The sequence below is a fragment of the Streptomyces sp. CB01881 genome, assembly GCF_002953255.1.
GTDB lineage: Bacteria > Actinomycetota > Actinomycetes > Streptomycetales > Streptomycetaceae > Kitasatospora.
On the sequence record NZ_CP026498.1, the window covers coordinates 9,508,587 to 9,525,708 of the forward strand.

The 17,122-nt window shown below is 74.7% G+C and carries 11 protein-coding genes and 1 pseudogene; 4 read left to right on the forward strand and 8 right to left on the reverse strand.

Features of this window, described 5'->3' with window-relative positions; translation table 11 throughout:
- Positions 1–467: 467 nt before the first annotated feature.
- Positions 468–1,226 carry an MBL fold metallo-hydrolase gene (locus tag C2142_RS31140; protein ID WP_148646163.1) on the reverse strand — a complete coding sequence of 253 codons (759 nt, stop codon included), beginning with the start codon at positions 1,224–1,226 and terminating at the stop codon, positions 468–470.
- A 92-nt stretch (positions 1,227–1,318) separates the two neighbouring features.
- Here C2142_RS31140 and C2142_RS31145 point away from each other — a divergent pair, with 92 nt between their 5' ends.
- Both C2142_RS31145 and C2142_RS31150 read left to right on the forward strand, forming a co-directional pair.
- Positions 1,319–2,263, forward strand: a complete 945-nt coding sequence (locus tag C2142_RS31145; RefSeq protein WP_148646164.1) for an AraC family transcriptional regulator — start codon at positions 1,319–1,321, stop codon at positions 2,261–2,263.
- A gap of 266 nt (positions 2,264–2,529) precedes the next feature.
- Positions 2,530–3,333 carry a thioesterase family protein gene (locus C2142_RS31150; protein ID WP_148646165.1) on the forward strand — a complete coding sequence of 268 codons (804 nt, stop codon included), beginning with the start codon at positions 2,530–2,532 and terminating at the stop codon, positions 3,331–3,333.
- Positions 3,334–3,447: 114 nt separating this feature from the next.
- Here C2142_RS31150 and C2142_RS31155 read toward each other — a convergent pair whose 3' ends face one another.
- Complete coding sequence (locus C2142_RS31155) at positions 3,448–4,062, reverse strand: TetR/AcrR family transcriptional regulator (protein ID WP_206671058.1); 615 nt, start codon at positions 4,060–4,062, stop codon at positions 3,448–3,450.
- A 109-nt stretch (positions 4,063–4,171) separates the two neighbouring features.
- Here C2142_RS31155 and C2142_RS31160 point away from each other — a divergent pair, with 109 nt between their 5' ends.
- The gene (locus tag C2142_RS31160; RefSeq protein WP_148646166.1) at positions 4,172–5,860 is read left to right on the forward strand and encodes an MFS transporter; all 1,689 of its coding nucleotides are present in this window, start codon (positions 4,172–4,174) and stop codon (positions 5,858–5,860) included.
- Positions 5,861–6,241: 381 nt separating this feature from the next.
- Complete coding sequence (locus C2142_RS31165) at positions 6,242–7,189, forward strand: hypothetical protein (protein ID WP_148646167.1); 948 nt, start codon at positions 6,242–6,244, stop codon at positions 7,187–7,189.
- A 128-nt stretch (positions 7,190–7,317) separates the two neighbouring features.
- Here C2142_RS31165 and C2142_RS31170 read toward each other — a convergent pair whose 3' ends face one another.
- The 6 genes and pseudogenes from C2142_RS31170 to C2142_RS40605 form a co-directional block, all read right to left on the reverse strand.
- On the reverse strand, positions 7,318–7,518 hold the full coding sequence (locus tag C2142_RS31170) for a hypothetical protein (protein ID WP_148646168.1): 201 nt from the start codon (positions 7,516–7,518) through the stop codon (positions 7,318–7,320).
- An 8-nt stretch (positions 7,519–7,526) separates the two neighbouring features.
- Positions 7,527–8,270, reverse strand: a complete 744-nt coding sequence (locus C2142_RS31175; RefSeq protein ID WP_148646169.1) for an SRPBCC domain-containing protein — start codon at positions 8,268–8,270, stop codon at positions 7,527–7,529.
- A 30-nt stretch (positions 8,271–8,300) separates the two neighbouring features.
- The gene (locus C2142_RS31180) at positions 8,301–9,551 is read right to left on the reverse strand and encodes a cytochrome P450 (RefSeq protein ID WP_148646170.1); all 1,251 of its coding nucleotides are present in this window, start codon (positions 9,549–9,551) and stop codon (positions 8,301–8,303) included.
- 11 nt (positions 9,552–9,562) lie between these two features.
- Complete coding sequence (locus C2142_RS31185; protein WP_148646171.1) at positions 9,563–9,787, reverse strand: MbtH family protein; 225 nt, start codon at positions 9,785–9,787, stop codon at positions 9,563–9,565.
- Positions 9,788–9,790: 3 nt separating this feature from the next.
- Positions 9,791–15,376, reverse strand: coding sequence for a non-ribosomal peptide synthetase (locus C2142_RS41735; RefSeq protein ID WP_277347282.1), 5,586 nt, complete (start codon positions 15,374–15,376; stop codon positions 9,791–9,793).
- A gap of 160 nt (positions 15,377–15,536) precedes the next feature.
- Positions 15,537–17,105: pseudogene (locus tag C2142_RS40605) on the reverse strand (amino acid adenylation domain-containing protein); the annotation flags it as partial.
- Between the last annotated feature and the right edge of the window lie 17 nt (positions 17,106–17,122).

Sequence of the window (17,122 nt, forward strand, 5' to 3'; positions counted from 1 at the left end):
GTCGGGCCGGCCACACCCAGGAAGGCCAGACCGGCTGCGGCGAGCGCCACCCCGCTGCGCGCACCCCCGGAACGCCGCCGCGCGGACCGGTGCCCCACCCGTCTTCGTCCGGACCCGCCGGTCCCGCCGGTCCCGCGAACGGACGGCAGGCAGACCGGACCGATGCCCTGTTCCCTCATGTGATCTCGTCTCTCTCACGTCCGCGCAGGGGGACGGCACTGCGTGGTTCTGCCCGCCGCCGCGTGGTTCGTACGGGCACTGCACGGCCAGCGTGCGTCGACGGGGAGACGCCCACCACTCGTGGGATCCACACGGAGCAGGCCGGCGTCACGCCCCGGGCGCGCTCCCGCCGCCCCGGCCCCGATCCGCTCGGACTCCGTCTCCGCGGAGGGTCGACGCCGGCAGCGGGAACACCTCGGCCGGCCGGTCGCGGCACGGGCCCTGTCGAACGCCGGCCGGTCGGCCGGTCAACGAGGAGCCGGTTCCGCCCGGGTGTGCAGCAGGCCGCGCGCTGCGAGCCTGTCCAGCCGGTGCTGTTCCCGGGCCGCCCAGCACTCCACCCGCGCCGGGTCCAGTGGCCCGCCGTGGCCGACGTGCAGCGTGGTGGGCTTCAGCCCGAGCATGGCCCGCAGGCTGGCCAGGTTGCCGACCGGGTCGTCGTGGAACGGCGGATTGGCCGGCCTGCGGCGGGCCGTGCCGAGGAACGAGGTGGCGACCAGGTCGCCCGCGACGAGATCGCCCGCGTCGGTGAGCACCGACATCGACCCGGCGGTGTGCCCCGGGGTGGGCATGATCCGGGCGTCGACGCCGTGCTCGTACAACGTCGTGGGCCCGTCGACCAGCAGGTCCGGCCGGAAGGGTTCCGCATGCTCGTGGAAGGCGTCCAGCCGGTCCAGGAAACGGCCGAACCGCCCGGTGGGAAGGTACGGTTCCCGGATCCGGCCGGTCGTGTAGGGCCCGATGTCCGCGATGTGCGCGACCACCGGGGCCCCGGTGGCCCGGCGCAGTTCCGCGGCGGATCCGAAGTGGTCGATGTGGGCGTGGGTGATGACGATCGCCGAGACGTCGCCGGGCTCGATGCCGTGCTCGGCGATCCGCGCCAGGATCTTCGCACCGCTGCCCGGGATGCCGGTGTCGACCAGGACGGCCCTACGGCCCAGCAGCAGGAAGGCGTTGACGTTGTGTTTGCCCATGACCGGTACCGGAACGACTGTGGTGTGTGCCATGAAGGTGACGCTATGTCCGCGCAGTTGAGCCTTTCCATGCCTGTCCGAGGCGGATTCCTGTCCGTTCGTCTCACTGCAGGTAGTGTGCGGGTATGGATGTCCTCGCCGATGTGCTGTCCGCCACGAAGATCGGCGGCACCGTCACCGCCAGGGTGCATGCCGCCGGGCCGTGGGGGATCGAGTTCCCGCACCTGCCCTCGGCCGTCTTCCACCACGTCTCCCGGGGCAGCTGCTGGCTGCGCCTGCCGGGCGCCGGCCCACTCCCCCTGACGGCAGGTGACCTCGTCCTGCTCCCGGCCGGCACCGGCCACGTGATGGCCGGCGACCCGACGGGACCGACGGTCCGGTTCGAGGACGTCACCCGGGCGCAGCGCAGCGGACCGGGCACACCGATCGACTTCCCCGGCCCCGGGCCCCGGACCAGCCTCGTCTGCGGCGGCTACCGCTTCGACACCCACGCCTCCCACCCGTTGCTGACCCTGCCGCCGGTGCTGCTGCTGCGTGCCGACCCCTCGGCGCGCCGGCACGACCTCACCGAGACGCTGCGCATGCTGACCGCCGAACTCGCCGACCCGGCGCCGGGCTCACAGACCATCACCGACCGGCTGGTCGACGTCCTCTTCGTCCACGTCCTGCGCCAGTGGGAGGCCTCCCGGGACGCCCCGGACCGCGGCGCCGGCTGGTGGGCGGCCCTGCGCGACGCCGAGGTCGCCGCCGCGATCTCCCTCATCCACGAAGGACCCGGGCGGGCGTGGACCGTGGACGCCCTGGCCCGCGAGGTCGGCGTCTCCCGGGCCACCCTGTCCCGCCGCTTCACCCGCCTCGTCGGCGAGCCCCCGCTGGCCTACCTCACACGCTGGCGCCTGGAGATCGCCGCACGAAGGCTCCGGGACACCAAGGACTCCGTCACCCGCATCGCCAACAGCGTCGGCTACACCTCCGAGTTCGCCTTCTCCCGCGCGTTCACCCGCCACCGCGGCACCCCGCCCAGCCGTTACCGGGCCACCCACTCGGCCCCGGGTGCGGGTCGCGGCTGAGCGGCTCCTCGCGAATCGACCCGGGGTCGGTCCGGGATCGGTCCGGGATCGGTCCGGGATCGGTCCGGGATCGGTCCGGCGGGCGGGTGTCACGGAGCCGGTCTCGCGGACGGCGGAGAGGGCCGGCGCCTCGATGCGGTGTGGCATCCCTCACCCTTTCAACTCCCGGGCCGTTCGGCCCCCTACGATCCTCGGCGCGGGCACCCGCAAGATCGAACGCCCCGTCGTGTCCCGCGCCCTGCGATCCCCCCGAGGAGAACCGTCCCGTGATCACCGGCACCGTCGCGCCCGACAGCTACTACCAGCGGACGGACGAGCACCGCTACAAGCCCACGGCCCACGCGGGGGGCGCCTGGAACACCGACGAACAGCACTTCAGCCCGCTGGCGGGCCTCGTCGCCCACGCGATCGACCGCTTCCGCGCCGCGCGCGCGGACGACGGGCTGGCCCTGGCGCGGATCAGCTACGACATCCTCGGGCCGATCGCCCTCGACGAGTGCGAGATCAGGGTCGAGAGCGTGCGGCCGGGCCGCACCATCGAACTGCTCGAAGCCGTCGTCCTCATCGCCGACCGCGCGGTGGTCCGGGCCCGGGCCTGGCTGCTCGCCGTGGCCGACACCGGTGCGGTCGCCGACAGCCCCCACGAGCGGGTCGCCCCGCCCGAGGCCGCCGCCCCGTGGAACATGGGCGAGCAGTGGGACGGCGGCTACGTCTCCTCCATCGAGGTCCGACGGACTGCGGCCCGGCCGGGCCGCTCCCTCGCCTGGGTCTCCAGCCGGGTGTCCCTGGTCGCCGACGAGCCGAGCACCCCGCTCGCGTCCTACCTCGCCCTGGTGGACACCGCCAACGGCATAGCCGTGCAGCAGCAGCCCACCGCGTGGATGTTCCCCAACCTCGACCTGACCATCCACCTCCACCGGCAGCCCCGGGGTCCGTGGACCGGCCTGGACACCACGGTCAGTTTCGGACCGGCCGGCCACGGCCGCACCAGCTCCGTCCTGCACGACCTCGACGGCCCGGTGGGCCACGCCGAGCAGATCCTGACCGTCCGGCCGCTGCCCGGCTCGTAGCGCCGGCGAGCGGACGGACGGCGGGCGGACAGCGGGCGGACGGCGGGCGGACACCGGACGGATCGTCGCCCGCGCCCCGTTGCCTGCCGGACGGCGGTTCGCGTCCGGCGACGGTCACAGGCCGCGGGCGATGGTGGCGAGGACGGTGTCGACGGCGCGCCGGACCTCGTCGGGGGGCAGGTCGTGCAGGGGGCCGTCGGTGAGCAGGTGGGCGAGGCCGTGGACGGCGGACCAGGCGCCGTACTCCGCACCGGGGCGCCGCTCGGGCGGGAGAGCTCCGGTGTCGACGAGTTCGTCGAGGCGGGCGGAGAGCAGCAGGTACGGGTCGGTCCCGGGTTCGGGGCGCACCCCGGGGTGGCGGCCGGGGTCGGGGGTGGCGCCGCAGAAGGCGGTACGGAACCAGCCGTGTTCGGTGAGGGCGAAGTCGATGTAGGCACGGCCGACGGCTTCGAGTCTCGCCCAGGCGAGGGGCTCGGGTTCGGCGGGGGCGGCTTCGGCGGTGCGCTGGATCATGAGCCGGCCGAGTCGGTCCATGCAGCGGGCGGCCACGGCGGCGAGGAGGTCCTCGTGGCTGGCGAAGTGACGGTAGGCGGCGTTGTGGGAGACGCCGGCCTCTCGTCCGGCGGCGCGCAGGACGACGGCGTCGGGCCCGCCCCCGCGGGCGAGGGCGACGCCGGCGGTGACCAGGGCCTCGCGGAGATTGCCGTGATGATATGTCCGATTCTCCAAGGTTCCACCCCGTTTCAGGCCATGTGTTGACAGTGTCCACTTTGGCTGGAAACGTGTCAATCAGCGCATGTTACCGCTGTCAACATTCCTGGCGAATGGAGTGTGTGCCATGACCGCCCTCTCCCCCCACCGACGCCTACTCGTCCTGGCCACGGTCTGTCTGGCCGCGTTCGCGATCAACCTGGACACGACGATCGTCAACGTCGCACTGCCCGACCTGAGCCGGCAGCTGAACGCCACCACCCGTGACCTGCAGTGGGTCGTCGACGGCTACAACCTGGCCTTCGCCGCGCTGGTCCTGACGGCGGGCTCGCTCGGCGACCGGTTCGGCCGCCGGCCCGCCCTGCTGTTCGGGCTCGGCGGCTTCGCCGCCACCAGCGCGCTGGGCAGCGCGGTCGGATCGCCCGGCGCGCTCGTGGCGGTGCGCTTCGCGATGGGAGCGTGCGCGGCGGCCATCTTCCCGACCACCCTCTCGGTCATCAGCAACACCTTCCCCGAGCGCCGCTCCCGCGCGAAGGCGATCGGGGTGTGGGGTGCCGTGACGGGCCTGGGCGTCGCGGTGGGCCCGGTGGCCGGCGGCCTGCTGCTGGCGCACTTCGGCTGGCCCTCGGTCTTCCTGGCCCTCGTTCCGGTGACCCTGATCGCCCTGGTGGCGGCCTGGGCCTGGGTGCCGGAGTCGAGCAGCCCGGCCTCGGCGCGCCTGGACCTGCCCGGCCTGGTCAGCTCCTCGGCGGCCGTCGGCGTCCTGGTGTACACGATCATCGAGGCCCCCCACCGCGGCTGGGGCGCCCCGGCCACGGTGGCGGGCTTCGCCGCAGCCGTCGCACTCACCACGGCGTTCGTCCTCGTCGAGCGGGGCCGGGCCCATCCGATGATCGACCTGACGCTCTTCCGCACGCCGGCGTTCTCGGCCGCCAGCGGGTCGGTAACCCTCGCCTTCTTCGCCCTCTTCGGCTTCATCTTCCTGGTGACCCAGTACTTCCAGTTCATCCGCGGCTACGGCGCGCTCTCCACGGGTGTGCGCATCCTGCCGGTCGCGTTGACCATCGCACTCGGCTCGCTCGGCGGTGTCGCCCTGGCGACCCGGATCGGCACGCGCGCCGTGGTCACCGCCGGCCTCGTGCTGCTCGGCACCTCGTTCGCATGGATCGCGACCTCGTCCGCCTTCACCCCGTACCCGCAGGTCGTCTGCCAGATGGTGCTGCTGGGCCTCGGCCTCGGGCTCACCACGGCCCCGGCCACCGAGTCGATCCTGAGCGTGCTGCCGCCGGCCAAGGCCGGTGTCGGCTCGGCGGTCAACGACGCCACCCGTGAGGCGGGCGGCACGCTCGGCGTCGCCGTCCTGGGCTCCGTCTTCACCTCCCTCTACGCGGCCCGGCTCGCCACCAGCTCCTTCGCGGGCCTGCCCCCGCGCACGACCGACGCCGCCGAGGGCTCGGTCGCCTCCGCGCTCGGCACCGCGACGACCCTGGGGCGCGGCGACCTGCTGGCCGCCGTCCAGACCTCGTTCATGGACGCCTTCCACCTCGCCTGCCTGGTCGGCGCGGGTGTCTGCCTGCTCGGTGCGGTCGGCGCCCGCCTCGCACTGCCCGCCCGTGTGCCGGCACCGGCCCCCGCCCCGGTCGCCGCCCGGCCGGCCGGCGACACCCACCCGGCCGCACCGCTCCCGGCCCGGACGACTGCACCTGGCTCCGCCCGGTCCTGGCCGGCTTCGGCCCGCACCGCTCCGCCCGAGGGCGACCCGGGCCGCGCCGCTCCGCACGCCGCGCCCGGCGCGGACCGCAGGACCGTGCGCTGACCTCGGGCCCGTGCGCCGGCCGAGGCCCGACACCACCCGCCCGGGTGCCTGCGGCGCCAGGCCCGGTGACGGACACGGCTCGACCCCGCCGACGCGGACTCGGCGGGGCCGGGGCGTGTCCGGTGCCCGGCCGGGACACCCCGCCGGGCGGGCGGAAGGCCCAGGCGCCGGGCCGGGCAGCCGGGTTTCGGTTATCGGGCCGCGCGGCGCGGGTCTCCTGTGTGGTGGGGGCGGATTCCTCCCGGCGTTCACGGTGTCGCCGGACGGGTGCCCCCGCCCGGCACGGTCCGCGGAGCGAGAGGGGAGGACGACCGGTCCGGCCGCGCGTATCCGATCGTCCACGCGCCCTCCCCGGCGTGTTCCCACGGGAAAGACCTGTCGATGTCCGTTGATCCTCGTTCGCTCTCCCGCCGTTGGGCCCTGGCGTCCTGCGTGCCGCTGCTGCTGGTCGCCGGGCTCGTCGCGTGCGCCTCGTCCGCGCGCGGCGGGCACGACGCACATGACGGCGTGCCCGGCATGCCCGGCATGGACCACGGCGCGATGGCCGCACCACCCGGCGCGGCGGCCGGCGCGGCGGCCTCGGACACGGCGGGCACGCCCGGCACGGGACCGGCGGCCGACGGCCTGGCCGCCGAACGGGACGGCTACCGCCTGGACGCCGCGACCGCCGAGCTGCCCGCCGGGCGCGCGGTGGCCTACCCGTTCACCATCACCGGCCCGGACGGCCGCCCGGTCACCGACTTCGCCGTGCACCAGACCAGGAAGCTGCACTTCTACGCGATCCGCACCGATCTCACCGGCTTCCAGCACCTGCACCCGGTGATGGCCGCCGACGGCACCTGGACCGCGGACCTGACCGCCCTCGCCCCGGGGACCTGGCGGATGTACGCCTCGTTCGTGCCGGAGAGCAGCGCCCGCAGGGGCAGCGAGATCGTGCTCAGCCGCGTCGTGAAGGTGGCCGGCGAGTCCACCGCCCCGGTGCCGCTGCCCGCTGCGGCCGGCAGCACCACCGTCGACGGCTACACCGTCGCCCTCCGGAGCGAGCCGAAGGCCGGCGCCCTCCAGCTCACCGTCACCGTCACCGAGGACGGCCGGCCGGTCACCGACCTCCAGCCATACCTGGACAGCTACGCCCACCTGACCGCCTTCCACGAGGGCGACCAGGCCCTGGCCCACGTGCACCCGACGGGCGGGACCGACGGCGACCACGGCGGGCCGGAGCTGACCCTCTACGCGATGCTCGGCTCGGCCGGGAACTGGAGGGTCTTCCTGCAGTTCCAGACCGCCGGGCGGCTGCACACCGCGGAGCTCACCCTGCACGTCGCCTGACGCCCGCACGACGGCCGCGGTCGGGTGCGGTCGAAGTACGGTCGGGTGCGGCACGAGGCCGGTGCCGTCCGGGAACCTCCGGACGGCACCGGCCTCGCGGGGTCACGGGGTCACGGCCTCGCGTGGGTCTACCAGCGGCTGCGCGACGGTGCGGAGCCGAGCTTGGCGGTGAGCGCCGAGAGGAAGGTCGGGAGCTTGTCGACCATGGCCTTGGGGACCGGGGTGGACTGGACGGTGTCCCGCCGCACGTCCTGCACGACGAGGGTGTAGGTGCCGTTCTCCTCGACGAGTTCGGCGGCGTAGAGCAGTGTTTCCACAGAGGTTTCCATCGGCGGTCCTAGGCTTGGGTGTCGTTGAGCCAGGCGGTCCACGCCTTGGTGGCCTGCTGCTCGTCGGCGTCCTCGGCGAACAGGTGGTGGCCCAGCCAGACCGGCCAGTTCCAGGTGCTGCCGTTGAAGAACCGGTAGAGCGCGTCCGGGCCGCGCAGGCCGACGAAGTCGGCGTTGAGCCAGTCGACGGCGACCTCCTCCGGGCCGCCGTCCGGACCGGGGACGTGGAGCGTGAACCGGTCGCCGACGGCCGCGTCGTCCGGGACGCCGAGGCGTCGGCGCAGGGCGGCGAAGTCGGCGGGGTCGGCGGTGGTTTCGGGGCGCTGGGCCTTGACGTAGACGGCGGGGCGGCCGGCGAAGTGCCGCAGGTACTCGGCGAGGCCGTGCTGGTAGAAGTCGACGTGCTTCTCGGCCGCGTGCGCCTTGACGTCCCAGGTCTCGTCCCAGACGCCCTCGTGGACCCAGTGGATCCCCATCCGCAGGTGGCTCGTCGCGCCGTCCACCGGGTCGATCAGGTAGGTGAGCGTGTTGGAGAACCCGTTGTCCATGGCCACCCGGATGGCGAAGTGCTGCGGCGGCTCCCACACCTTCACCGTGCCGTCACCGCGGGAGACCTTGCCGCCGACGTGCGGCTCGATCTCCATGGTGTACAGCCAGCCGAGGTTTCCGGCGCCGGTGGCGACCGCGTGCCAGACCTGCTCGGGGGTGGCGGGCAGGTCCTGCTCCCGGCGCACCTCGAACTCTCGGGCCATCGTCAGTTCTCCTTCGTCGTCGTTCAGTCGTCAGTAGGTGAGCGGGAGGGCGCAGAGCCGCCGCTGCAGCGGGTTGGGCCGCCAGTCGAGCGCCGCCCCGTCGGCCAGCCGCAGGTTTGGGAGCCGGCGGACCAGCGTGCCGAGGGCCACCTCGGCCTGGAGCCTGGCCAGCGGGCCGCCGAGGCAGAAGTGCGGGCCGTGGCCGAAGCTCAGGTGCCGGTTGCCGGGGCGGGTCAGGTCGAGCCGGTCGGGGTCCTCGAAGCGCTCGGGGTCGCGGTTGGTCGCGGCGAGGAAGAGGTAGACCAGTTCGCCCTCGCGCAGCGTCCGCCCACCGATCCCGGCGTCCTCGGCGACGACCCGGACGATGGCCTGGGTCGGCGTGTCGTAGCGGGCCAGTTCCTCGACGGCGGTGCGGATCAGCGCCGGGTCCGCGCGCAGCCGGGCCAGCTGGCCGGGGTGGCGCAGCAGGGCGAGCATGCCGTTGCCGACCAGGTGGGTGGTGGTCTCGTCGCCCGCGGTGATGAGGACGAAGCAGGTCGAGAGCAGCTCCGCGTCGGTGAGGCGGTCGTCCTGTGCCTGGGTGGCGACCAGGGCGCTGATCAGGTCGTCGCCCGGGTCGGCCCGGCGGCGGCGGACGAGCCGGGCGAGGTACTCCTCGTACTGGTCGATCGCCGCCTCGGTCTTGCCGATGTCCTCGGTCAGCCGGCCGAAGCGGCGGAACCAGGCCTTGACCCGGGGACGGTCCTCGGGCGGGATGCCGAAGAGCTCGCAGACGACGGAGAGCGGCAGCGGGGAGGCGACCGCCTCGATCAGGTCCATGGCCGGCCCGGCCGCGACCGCCTCGTCGATGAGCCGGTCGACGATCCGCTGGATGCCGTCGCGCAGGGCTTCGACGCGCCGGGCGGTGAACGCCCGGTTGGCCAGCTTGCGCAGGCGGGCGTGGTCCGGCGGGTCGGTGTTGGTCATCACCCGGCCGAGCCGGTCGGTGAGCCGGCTGAGGGCCCTGAGGTTGCCGCCCTGCGCGCCGAAGGCGCTGGTCATCCGGTCGCGGTCGTTGGACAGCCGCAGGTCGCCCAGGGCCGCCTCGACGTCGGCGTACCGGGTGAGGTACCAGATGCCCTGGGCGCTGCGGTGGACCGGGCTCTCGCGCCGCATGCGGGCGTAGAACGGGTACGGGTCCCGGCGGGCCTCGGGCGTGAGCAGCGCCGCGGCGAGGTCGTCGCACGGCCCGGCGGGGCCCGCCGCGGGGCGGGCCTCGTCCGTGGTGTCGGTCGGGTTCACTGCGGGCCGCGCTACCGCTGGGCGTCCGCGGCGCCCATGGCGTCGACGAGGCTCTGGGGCCGCATGTCGGTCCAGGACTGCTCGACGTAGTCCAGGCAGGCGGCGTGGGTGTCGGGGCCGTGGACGGTGCCCCAGCCCTCGGGGACGTCCGCGAACTGCGGCCAGAGCGAGTGCTGGTTCTCGTCGTTGACGAGCACGAGGAAGGTGCCGTCCTGGTCGTCGAAGGGGTTGGTCATGGGTCAGTCCTCCTGGTGGGAAAGGGTGGTGTCGCCGGCGGTCCCGGCGAGGCGGGCGGCCAGGACCGGGCCGATCTGGGCGAGCGACCCGGGTTGGGTCATCCGGTCGTGGCGGGTGGTGATGTCGTGCGACTCGATCCGCCCGGCGATGTAGCGCTGCCAGATCCCGGGGCCGGCCGAGTCCTCGGTCCGGTCGATCGTGGAGTTGAACAGCAGCAGGTCACCGTCGAAGCGGCCGGGGGCGTGGGCGATCGCCAGCTTGGCGTTGTTGATCATGATCTCGACGACGGCGCCGATCCGCCGCTCGTCCAGGCAGGCCAGGGCACTGCCGCGCCGGCCGAGGATCTCGGCGACCTCGGCGTAGGTCAGCGGCCCGTCGCCCAGTTCCTCCGGGTCGACGTCCATGATGCCGACGAGGATGTCGCGCTCGGCGGGCACCGGCACCTCGTCGAAGGAGATGTCCTGCACCGGGTAGGCGTCGAGGACCGCCAGCAGGCCGGTCCGCTCCCCCCTGGCCTGGAACTCGCAGGCGATCGCGTGGGCGATCAGCCCGCCGGCGGACCAGCCGAGCAGGTGGTAGGGGCCCTCGGGCTGGACCTTGCGGATCTGGTCGGCGTAGTCGGCCGCCATCTCCTCGTACGACCCGGGCAGGGCCTCCGGGCGCGCGAGGCCGCGGGCCTGGAGGGCGTAGACCGGGCGGTCCGGGCCGATGTGGTTCAGCAGCCCGGAGTACGACCAGCTGATGCCGCCTCCGGGGTGGACGCAGAACAGCGGCGGAAGGCTGCCCGTCGGGCGCAGCGGCAGCAGCCCGTCGAAGGCCTCCTCGGGGTCGCTGATGGCCAGGCGTTCCGTCAGGCCGGCCACCGTCGGCGCCTCGAACAGGGTGCGCAGGCCCACCTGGACGCCCAGCGTCTCGCGGACGCGGGAGACCAGCCGGGCGGCCAGCAGCGAGTGCCCGCCCAGGTCGAAGAAGTCGTCGTCGAGGCGGACCTGCTCCCGGCCGAGGATCTCGGCGAACAGCTCGCACAGCAGCTGTTCCTGCGGGGTGCGGGGGCCGCGGCCGGTGCCCGTCGTGTCGTACGCGGGCGCGGGCAGGGCGGCCCGGTCCAGTTTGCCGTTGGCGGTCAACGGCAGCCGCTCCAGGGTGACGAAGGCCGACGGCACCATGTACTCGGGCAGTTCGCGGCCGAGCCGGCGGGCGAGCTCGTCCGGTGCGGGCGCGTCCCCGGCGGCGGGCACCAGGTAGGCGACCAGGCGCTGGTCGCCGGGCTGGTCCTCGCGGGCGACGACGGCCGCCTGGGCGACGCCGGGGCAGGCGGCGAGGACGGCCTCGACCTCGCCGGGTTCGATCCGGAAGCCGCGCAGCTTGACCTGGTCGTCGGCCCGGCCGACGAACTCCAGGGCGCCGTCGGCGAGCCGGCGGACCAGGTCGCCCGTCCGGTACATGCGCTCGCCCGCCTCGAACGGGCAGGCGACGAACCGCTCCGCCGTCAGGCCGGGTCGGCCCAGGTAGCCGCGGGCCACGCCCGCCCCGGCGAGGTACAGCTCGCCGGCCACCCCCGACGGCACCGGTTGCAGTCCGGCGTCGAGGACGTACGCCCGCATGTTCGCCATGGGCCGGCCGATCGGCACGGTCGGGGCGTGCGCGGGGAGTGCGCGGACCCGGTGGTGGGCGCCGAAGGTCGTGGTCTCGGTCGGGCCGTAGCCGTTGACCACGGCGATGTCCGGGCAGGCCGCCAGGACCCGGGCGACGGCCGACGGCGGCACCACGTCACCGCCGGTCCACACCTCGCGGACCCCGGCGAGCAGCTCCGGCCGCTCCTCGGCCACCAGCCGGAACAATCCGGCCGTCAGCCACAGCCCGGTCACCCCGTGCCCGTCGACCGCCGCCGCGAGCAGGTCGAGGTCGAGCCGGCCGGGCGGCGCGACGACGACCCGGCCGCCGCCGAGCAGCGGCACCCAGAGCTCGTAGGTCGAGGCGTCGAAGGCCGTCGGCGAGTGCAGCAGCACCCGGTCGTGGCCCCCCTCGCGCCAGCACGGGGCGAGCGCGAGCGCCGCCACGTCGCGGTGGGTGACCCCGACGCCCTTCGGCCGGCCGGTCGAGCCGGAGGTGTACATCACGTACGCCAACTGCCGTGGGTCGCAGGTGATCCCGAGGTCCGAGTCGTCGGGCTCGGCCCGGCTCAGCGCGGTCAGCACGTCCTCGGTGAGGACCAGCGCGGCGCCGGTCTCCCGGACGATCAGGTCGGTCCGGGAGGACGGGAACCGCGGGTCGAGGGGGACGTACGCCCCGCCCGCCTTGACGATCGCCAGGATCGCGACGACCAGCTCCGCGGAGCGTTCCAGCAGGACCGCCACCGGGGTCTCCGGCCGCACGCCCTGGCCGGTCAGGGCCCGGGCCAGGCGGTTGGCCCGCCGGTCGAGCTCCCGGTAGGTCAGTTCGCCCGCGCCGGCGACGACCGCGACCGCGTCCGGCGTTTGCGCCACCCGGCGGGCGAAGAGCTCCGGCAGACCGGCCCCGGGCAGACCGGCCGCGGTTCGGTTGAACCCGACGAGCAGGTCGTGGCGCTCGTCCCCGGACAGCAGATCGAGCCGGCCGATCGGCCGCTCCGGCTCGGCGGCGGCCGCGCGCAGCAGCCGCGTCCAGCGGGCGACGAGCCGCTCCACGGTGCCCGGGTCGAACAGGTCGGTGGCGTACTCGACCACGCCGAGCACGCCCGCCGGGCTGCCGTCCGGGCCGTACCGCTCGGCCAGGCTGACGGTCAGGTCGACCCGCGCGGTGTCGGTCGGGGCCTCCAGGTAGGAGGTCGCCAGGCCGGGCAGGGTGAACTCGCCGACCGGCGCGTTCTGCAGGGCGAGCATGACCTGGAACAGCGGGTGGTGAGCCAGGGACCGGGTGGGGTTGACGGCCTCGACCAGGTACTCGAACGGCACGTCCTGGTGGGCGTACGCGGCCAGGGCCTTCTGCCGGACCCGGCCGACCAGTTCGGCGAAGCCGGGGTCGCCGCCGGTGTCGGTGCGCAGCACCAGGGTGTTGACGAAGAACCCGACGAGGTCGTCCAGCGCCTGGTCGGTCCGCCCGGCGATCGGGCTGCCGATCGGGATGTCGGTGCCGGCGCCGAGCCGGGTCAGCAGGGCGGCGAGGCCCGCCTGGAGCACCATGAACATGCTGGCGCCCTGTGCGGTGGCCAGGTCCCGCAGCTCCCGGTGCAGGTCGGCGTCGAGCCGGACTTCGACCCGGCCGCCCCGCTGGGAGGCCTCGGCCGGCCGGGGCCGGTCGGCGGGCAGCCGGACCTGGTCCGGCAGTCCGGCCAACTCCGCCTTCCAGTAGTCGAGTTGCCGGGCGAACAGGCTGTCCCGGTCGGCGGCCTCGCCGAGCAGGTCGCGCTGCCACAGGGTGTAGTCGGCGTACTGGACCGGCAGCGGGGCCCACTGCGGCTCCTCGCCCCGGCAGCGCGCCGCGTAGGCCGCGGCGAGGTCCCGGGAGAGCGGGCCCATCGACCAGCCGTCGGCGGCGATGTGGTGGACCACGACGAGCAGCACGTGCCGCTCGGGGGCGAGTGCGTACAGCTCCGCCCGGATCGGCGGTTCGGCGGCCAGGTCGAAGCCGCGCTGGGCGCCCCGCGCGAGCCGCCCGGGCAGACCGGTCTCGTCGAGCTCGATGACCGGGAGCTCCGGGCACGCCTCCGCCGCGCCCAGCACGAGCTGGTACGGCAGCCCGTCCGCCTCGCGCAGGACGGTCCGCAGGCTCTCGTGCCGGGCGGTCACGTCCGCCAGGGCGGCCCGCAGCGCCGGCCGGTCGAGCGGGCCGTCCAGCCGGAGCGCGAGCGGCATGTTGTAGGTGGCGCTCGGCCCGTCCATGCGGTGCAGGAACCAGAGGCGGCGCTGGGCGTGGGAGAGCGGGATCTGTCCGGGGCGCGGGCGGGCGGTCAGCGCGGGCCGTTCGGTGACGGAGCCGTCGAGGCGGGCTGCCAGGGCGGCCACGGTCGGGTGCTCGAACAGCGTGCGGACCTCCAGCTCGGCGCCGAGGACCGCCCGGATCCGGGAGGCCAGGCGGGTCGCCAGCAGCGAGTGCCCGCCGAGGTCGAAGAAGCTGTCCTCGACGCCCACCCGGGGCAGCCCGAGCAGGTCGGCGAAGAGTTCGGCGAGCAGCTGCTCCTGCGGGGTGCGCGGCGCCCGCCCGCCGGCGGCCGTCCCCAGGTCGGGGGCGGGCAGGGCACTGCGGTCGAGCTTGCCGCTGGCGGTCAGCGGCAGTGCGTCCAGGACCACGAAGGCGGAGGGCACGAGGTAGTCGGGCAGGCGCTCGCGCAGCCGGTCGCGGAGTTCGCCGACGAGGGCGCCGCTGGTGCGGCTGCCGGTCGGGCGGTTGGTGAGCGAGGACAGCGCGGTGCCGGAGGGCCGCGACGGCCGGTAGGCCTCGACGGGGGCGTCCGCCGGTTCGTCGGTGAGGAGCACGTCGAGGGTGTCGGGCGTGCCGGCCGACCAGGTGAGGTCCACCCGGCGGCCGAGCTCCTCACCGAGGGCGTGGAAGTCCTCCGGGTCGGGCAGGCCGCCGTCGGCCGGGCCGTGCAGTCGCTCCAGCAGCCCGGCGAGCGTGCCGTCCCCGTTCCGCACCGCCCGGGCCAGGGCGGCCTCGTGTGCGACGCGGCGGTTCGGGACGCCGGTGAGGCGCACCGGGCCGGTGCCGGGCCGCCCGAGCAGGTCGCGCAGGTCCGCGAGGCCGGCGACGTCCCGGCCCCAGGCCAGCTCCCGCGGCTCGACCGGTACGGCCGGCCGCTTGTGCAGGGTGACGTCGTAGCGGTAGCGGGTCAGCTCGTTGTGGTGCCGGCCGCGCTTGACCTCCACGGCCACGGCGCCGATGCCGGTGCCTGTGCCACGGTCGCCGTCACGGTCGCGGTCGCAGTCGCCGTCCCGATGGCCGTCACGGTCGCGGTCGCGCAGGACGGTGAAGAAGTCCGGGTCGACCAGGAGCTCCTTCTCCACCTGCAGTGCCTGCTCGACGGCGCGGGCGACCGCGGGCAGGTCGGTGCCGTCGGCGGCCCGGTGCAGCTGGACGGCCGTGGCCAGCGGGCGCAGCAGCCGCAGGTTGCGGACGTCGCCGACGAAGAGCGCGCCGCCGGGGGCGAGCAGCCGCATCAGCTTCGCGATCACGTCCGCGAGGTAGTCGGCGGACGGGAAGTACTGCACCACCGAGTTGATCACGATGGTGTCGAACTCCCCGGTGGGCAGGCCGTCGGTGTCGTGCGCCGGGCGGGTGTGCAGCACGACGCGGTCGGCCAGGTCGCCCCGCCGGGCGACCTGGGTGGCCAGGGCGTCGATCGCGGTGGCGGAGAAGTCGGTCGCCCAGTAGGTCTCGCAGTGCGGTGCGATCTGCGAGAGGAGCAGTCCGGTGCCGACGCCGACCTCCAGCACCCGGCGGGGGCGCAGGGCCAGGATGCGGGCCACGGTGGCGTCCCGCCACTGCCGCATCTGCTCCTCCGGGATCGGGCTCGCGTCGTAACTGCTGTTCCAGCCGACGAAGTTCTGGCCGAAGGCGGCTTCCTCGGGAGCGATGGGCAGGGCGTCGTAGATGTCCTGCCACTCGCCCACGTGGTCGGCTTCCAGGCCGCTGTCCCGGGTGGTGTCCCGGCGCGGGACGACGTAGCCGATGAGCCGGTCGTCCTGGGCGAGGACGGCGGCCTGCGCGACGGCGCTCGGCCAGGGCCGCCTCGACCTCGCCGGGCTCGACCCGGAAGCCGCGCACCTTCACCTGCTCGTCGGCCCGGCCGACGAACTCCAACTGGCCGTCCGCCCTGGTCCGCACCACGTCCCCGGTGCGGTACATCCTGGCACCCGCCGGGCCGAACGGGCAGGCCACGAACCGCCCGGCCGTCAGGCCCGGCCGGTTCAGGTAGCCGCGCGCCAGCCCGGCGCCCGCGACGTACAACTCCCCCGGCACACCCGGGGGCACCGGCCGCAACCGCTCGTCCAGCACGTACACCCGCGCGTTGGCGATCGGACGGCCGATCGGCGGCACACCCGGCGCGGGGACGAGCGGGTCGCTCATCGTGGCACAGACCGTGGTCTCCGTCGGGCCGTACGCGTTGACCATCCGCCGGCCCGGCGCCCAGCGCGCCACCAGCTCCGGCGGGCACGCCTCCCCCGCCACCACCAGGGTCGACGCGGTCACCGAGCCCTCCGGCAGGGCCGCGAGGACGGACGGGGGCACGGTCACATGGGTGACGTCGAGGTCCGGGTCGGCCAGCGCGGCGACCGGGTCCGCGGCGGGGGGCAGCACCAGGGCGGCTCCGCGCAGCAGGGCGGTGTAGATCTCCGACACCGAGGCGTCGAAGCTGGGAGAGGCGAACTGGAGCACCCGGCTGTCTGCGTCGATCGCGAACCGCTCGATCTGCCCGGCGACCAGGCTCGCCACGCCGCCGTGGCCGACCACGACGCCCTTGGGCCGGCCGGTCGAGCCCGAGGTGTAGATCACGTAGGCCGGGTGCCGGACGTCGATCGCGACGACGGGGTCGGTCTCCGGCCAGTCCCCCTCGACCACCGTCGCCGGGTCGTCGACCATCAGCGCCGGACGGGCGTCCGCCAGCATGAACGCGATCCGCGCCTGCGGGTATGCCGGGTCGACGGGGAGGTACGCGGCCCCGGCCTTCAGCACGCCCAGGACGGCCACCACCGCTTCCACCGACCGCGGCAGGGCCACCGCCACCAGCTGCTCCGGGCCCACCCCCCGGGCGATCAGCGCATGCGCGAACCGGTTCGCCCGGGCATTGAGCTGACGGTACGTCAACTCGACCGTGCCGCAGACCAGGGCGGTCGCGTCCGGCGTCGCCGCGACCTGCGCGGCGAACGCCTCCGGCACCGGGACGGCCCTCACCTCGCGGGCGGTCGCATTGCCCCGTTCCAGCAGGCGGTGCCGCTCGTCGGCGTCGAGCAGGTCGATGCCTCCGATCGGCCGGTCCGGGTCGGCTGCGACCGCCTCCAACAGGAGCGTCCAGCGCCGGGCCAGCGCGGCGACCGTCGAACGGTCGAACAGGTCGGTCGCGTACTCGACCGCGCCGACGATCCCGGCCGGGCCGCCGTCGGGGCCGAACCGCTCGCTCAGGTTGAAGCCGAGGTCGAACTTGGCCGTACCGGTCGGCACGGCGAAGGTGGACGCCCGGAGGCCGGGCAGGCCGAGCTCGCCCATCGGGGCGTTCTGCAGGGCCAGGATCGTCTGGAACAGCGGGTGGTAGGCCAGCGAGCGCGACGGGTTGAGCACCTCCACCAGGTGCTCGAACGGCACGTCCTGGTGCGCGTAGGCGGCGAGCGCCGTCTCCCGCACCCGGCCCAGCAGTTCGG

What these genes read in the sequence shown, in the direction of transcription:
- C2142_RS31140 (WP_148646163.1), bottom strand. Translation starts at nt 1,226, where the DNA reads ATGGCACACACCACAGTCGTTCCGGTACCGGTCATGGGCAAACACAAC.
- C2142_RS31145 (WP_148646164.1), top strand. Translation starts at nt 1,319, where the DNA reads ATGGATGTCCTCGCCGATGTGCTGTCCGCCACGAAGATCGGCGGCACC.
- C2142_RS31160 (WP_148646166.1), top strand. Translation starts at nt 4,172, where the DNA reads ATGACCGCCCTCTCCCCCCACCGACGCCTACTCGTCCTGGCCACGGTC.
- C2142_RS31165 (WP_148646167.1), top strand. Translation starts at nt 6,242, where the DNA reads ATGTCCGTTGATCCTCGTTCGCTCTCCCGCCGTTGGGCCCTGGCGTCC.
- C2142_RS31170 (WP_148646168.1), bottom strand. Translation starts at nt 7,518, where the DNA reads ATGGAAACCTCTGTGGAAACACTGCTCTACGCCGCCGAACTCGTCGAG.
- C2142_RS31175 (WP_148646169.1), bottom strand. Translation starts at nt 8,270, where the DNA reads ATGGCCCGAGAGTTCGAGGTGCGCCGGGAGCAGGACCTGCCCGCCACC.
- C2142_RS31185 (WP_148646171.1), bottom strand. Translation starts at nt 9,787, where the DNA reads ATGACCAACCCCTTCGACGACCAGGACGGCACCTTCCTCGTGCTCGTC.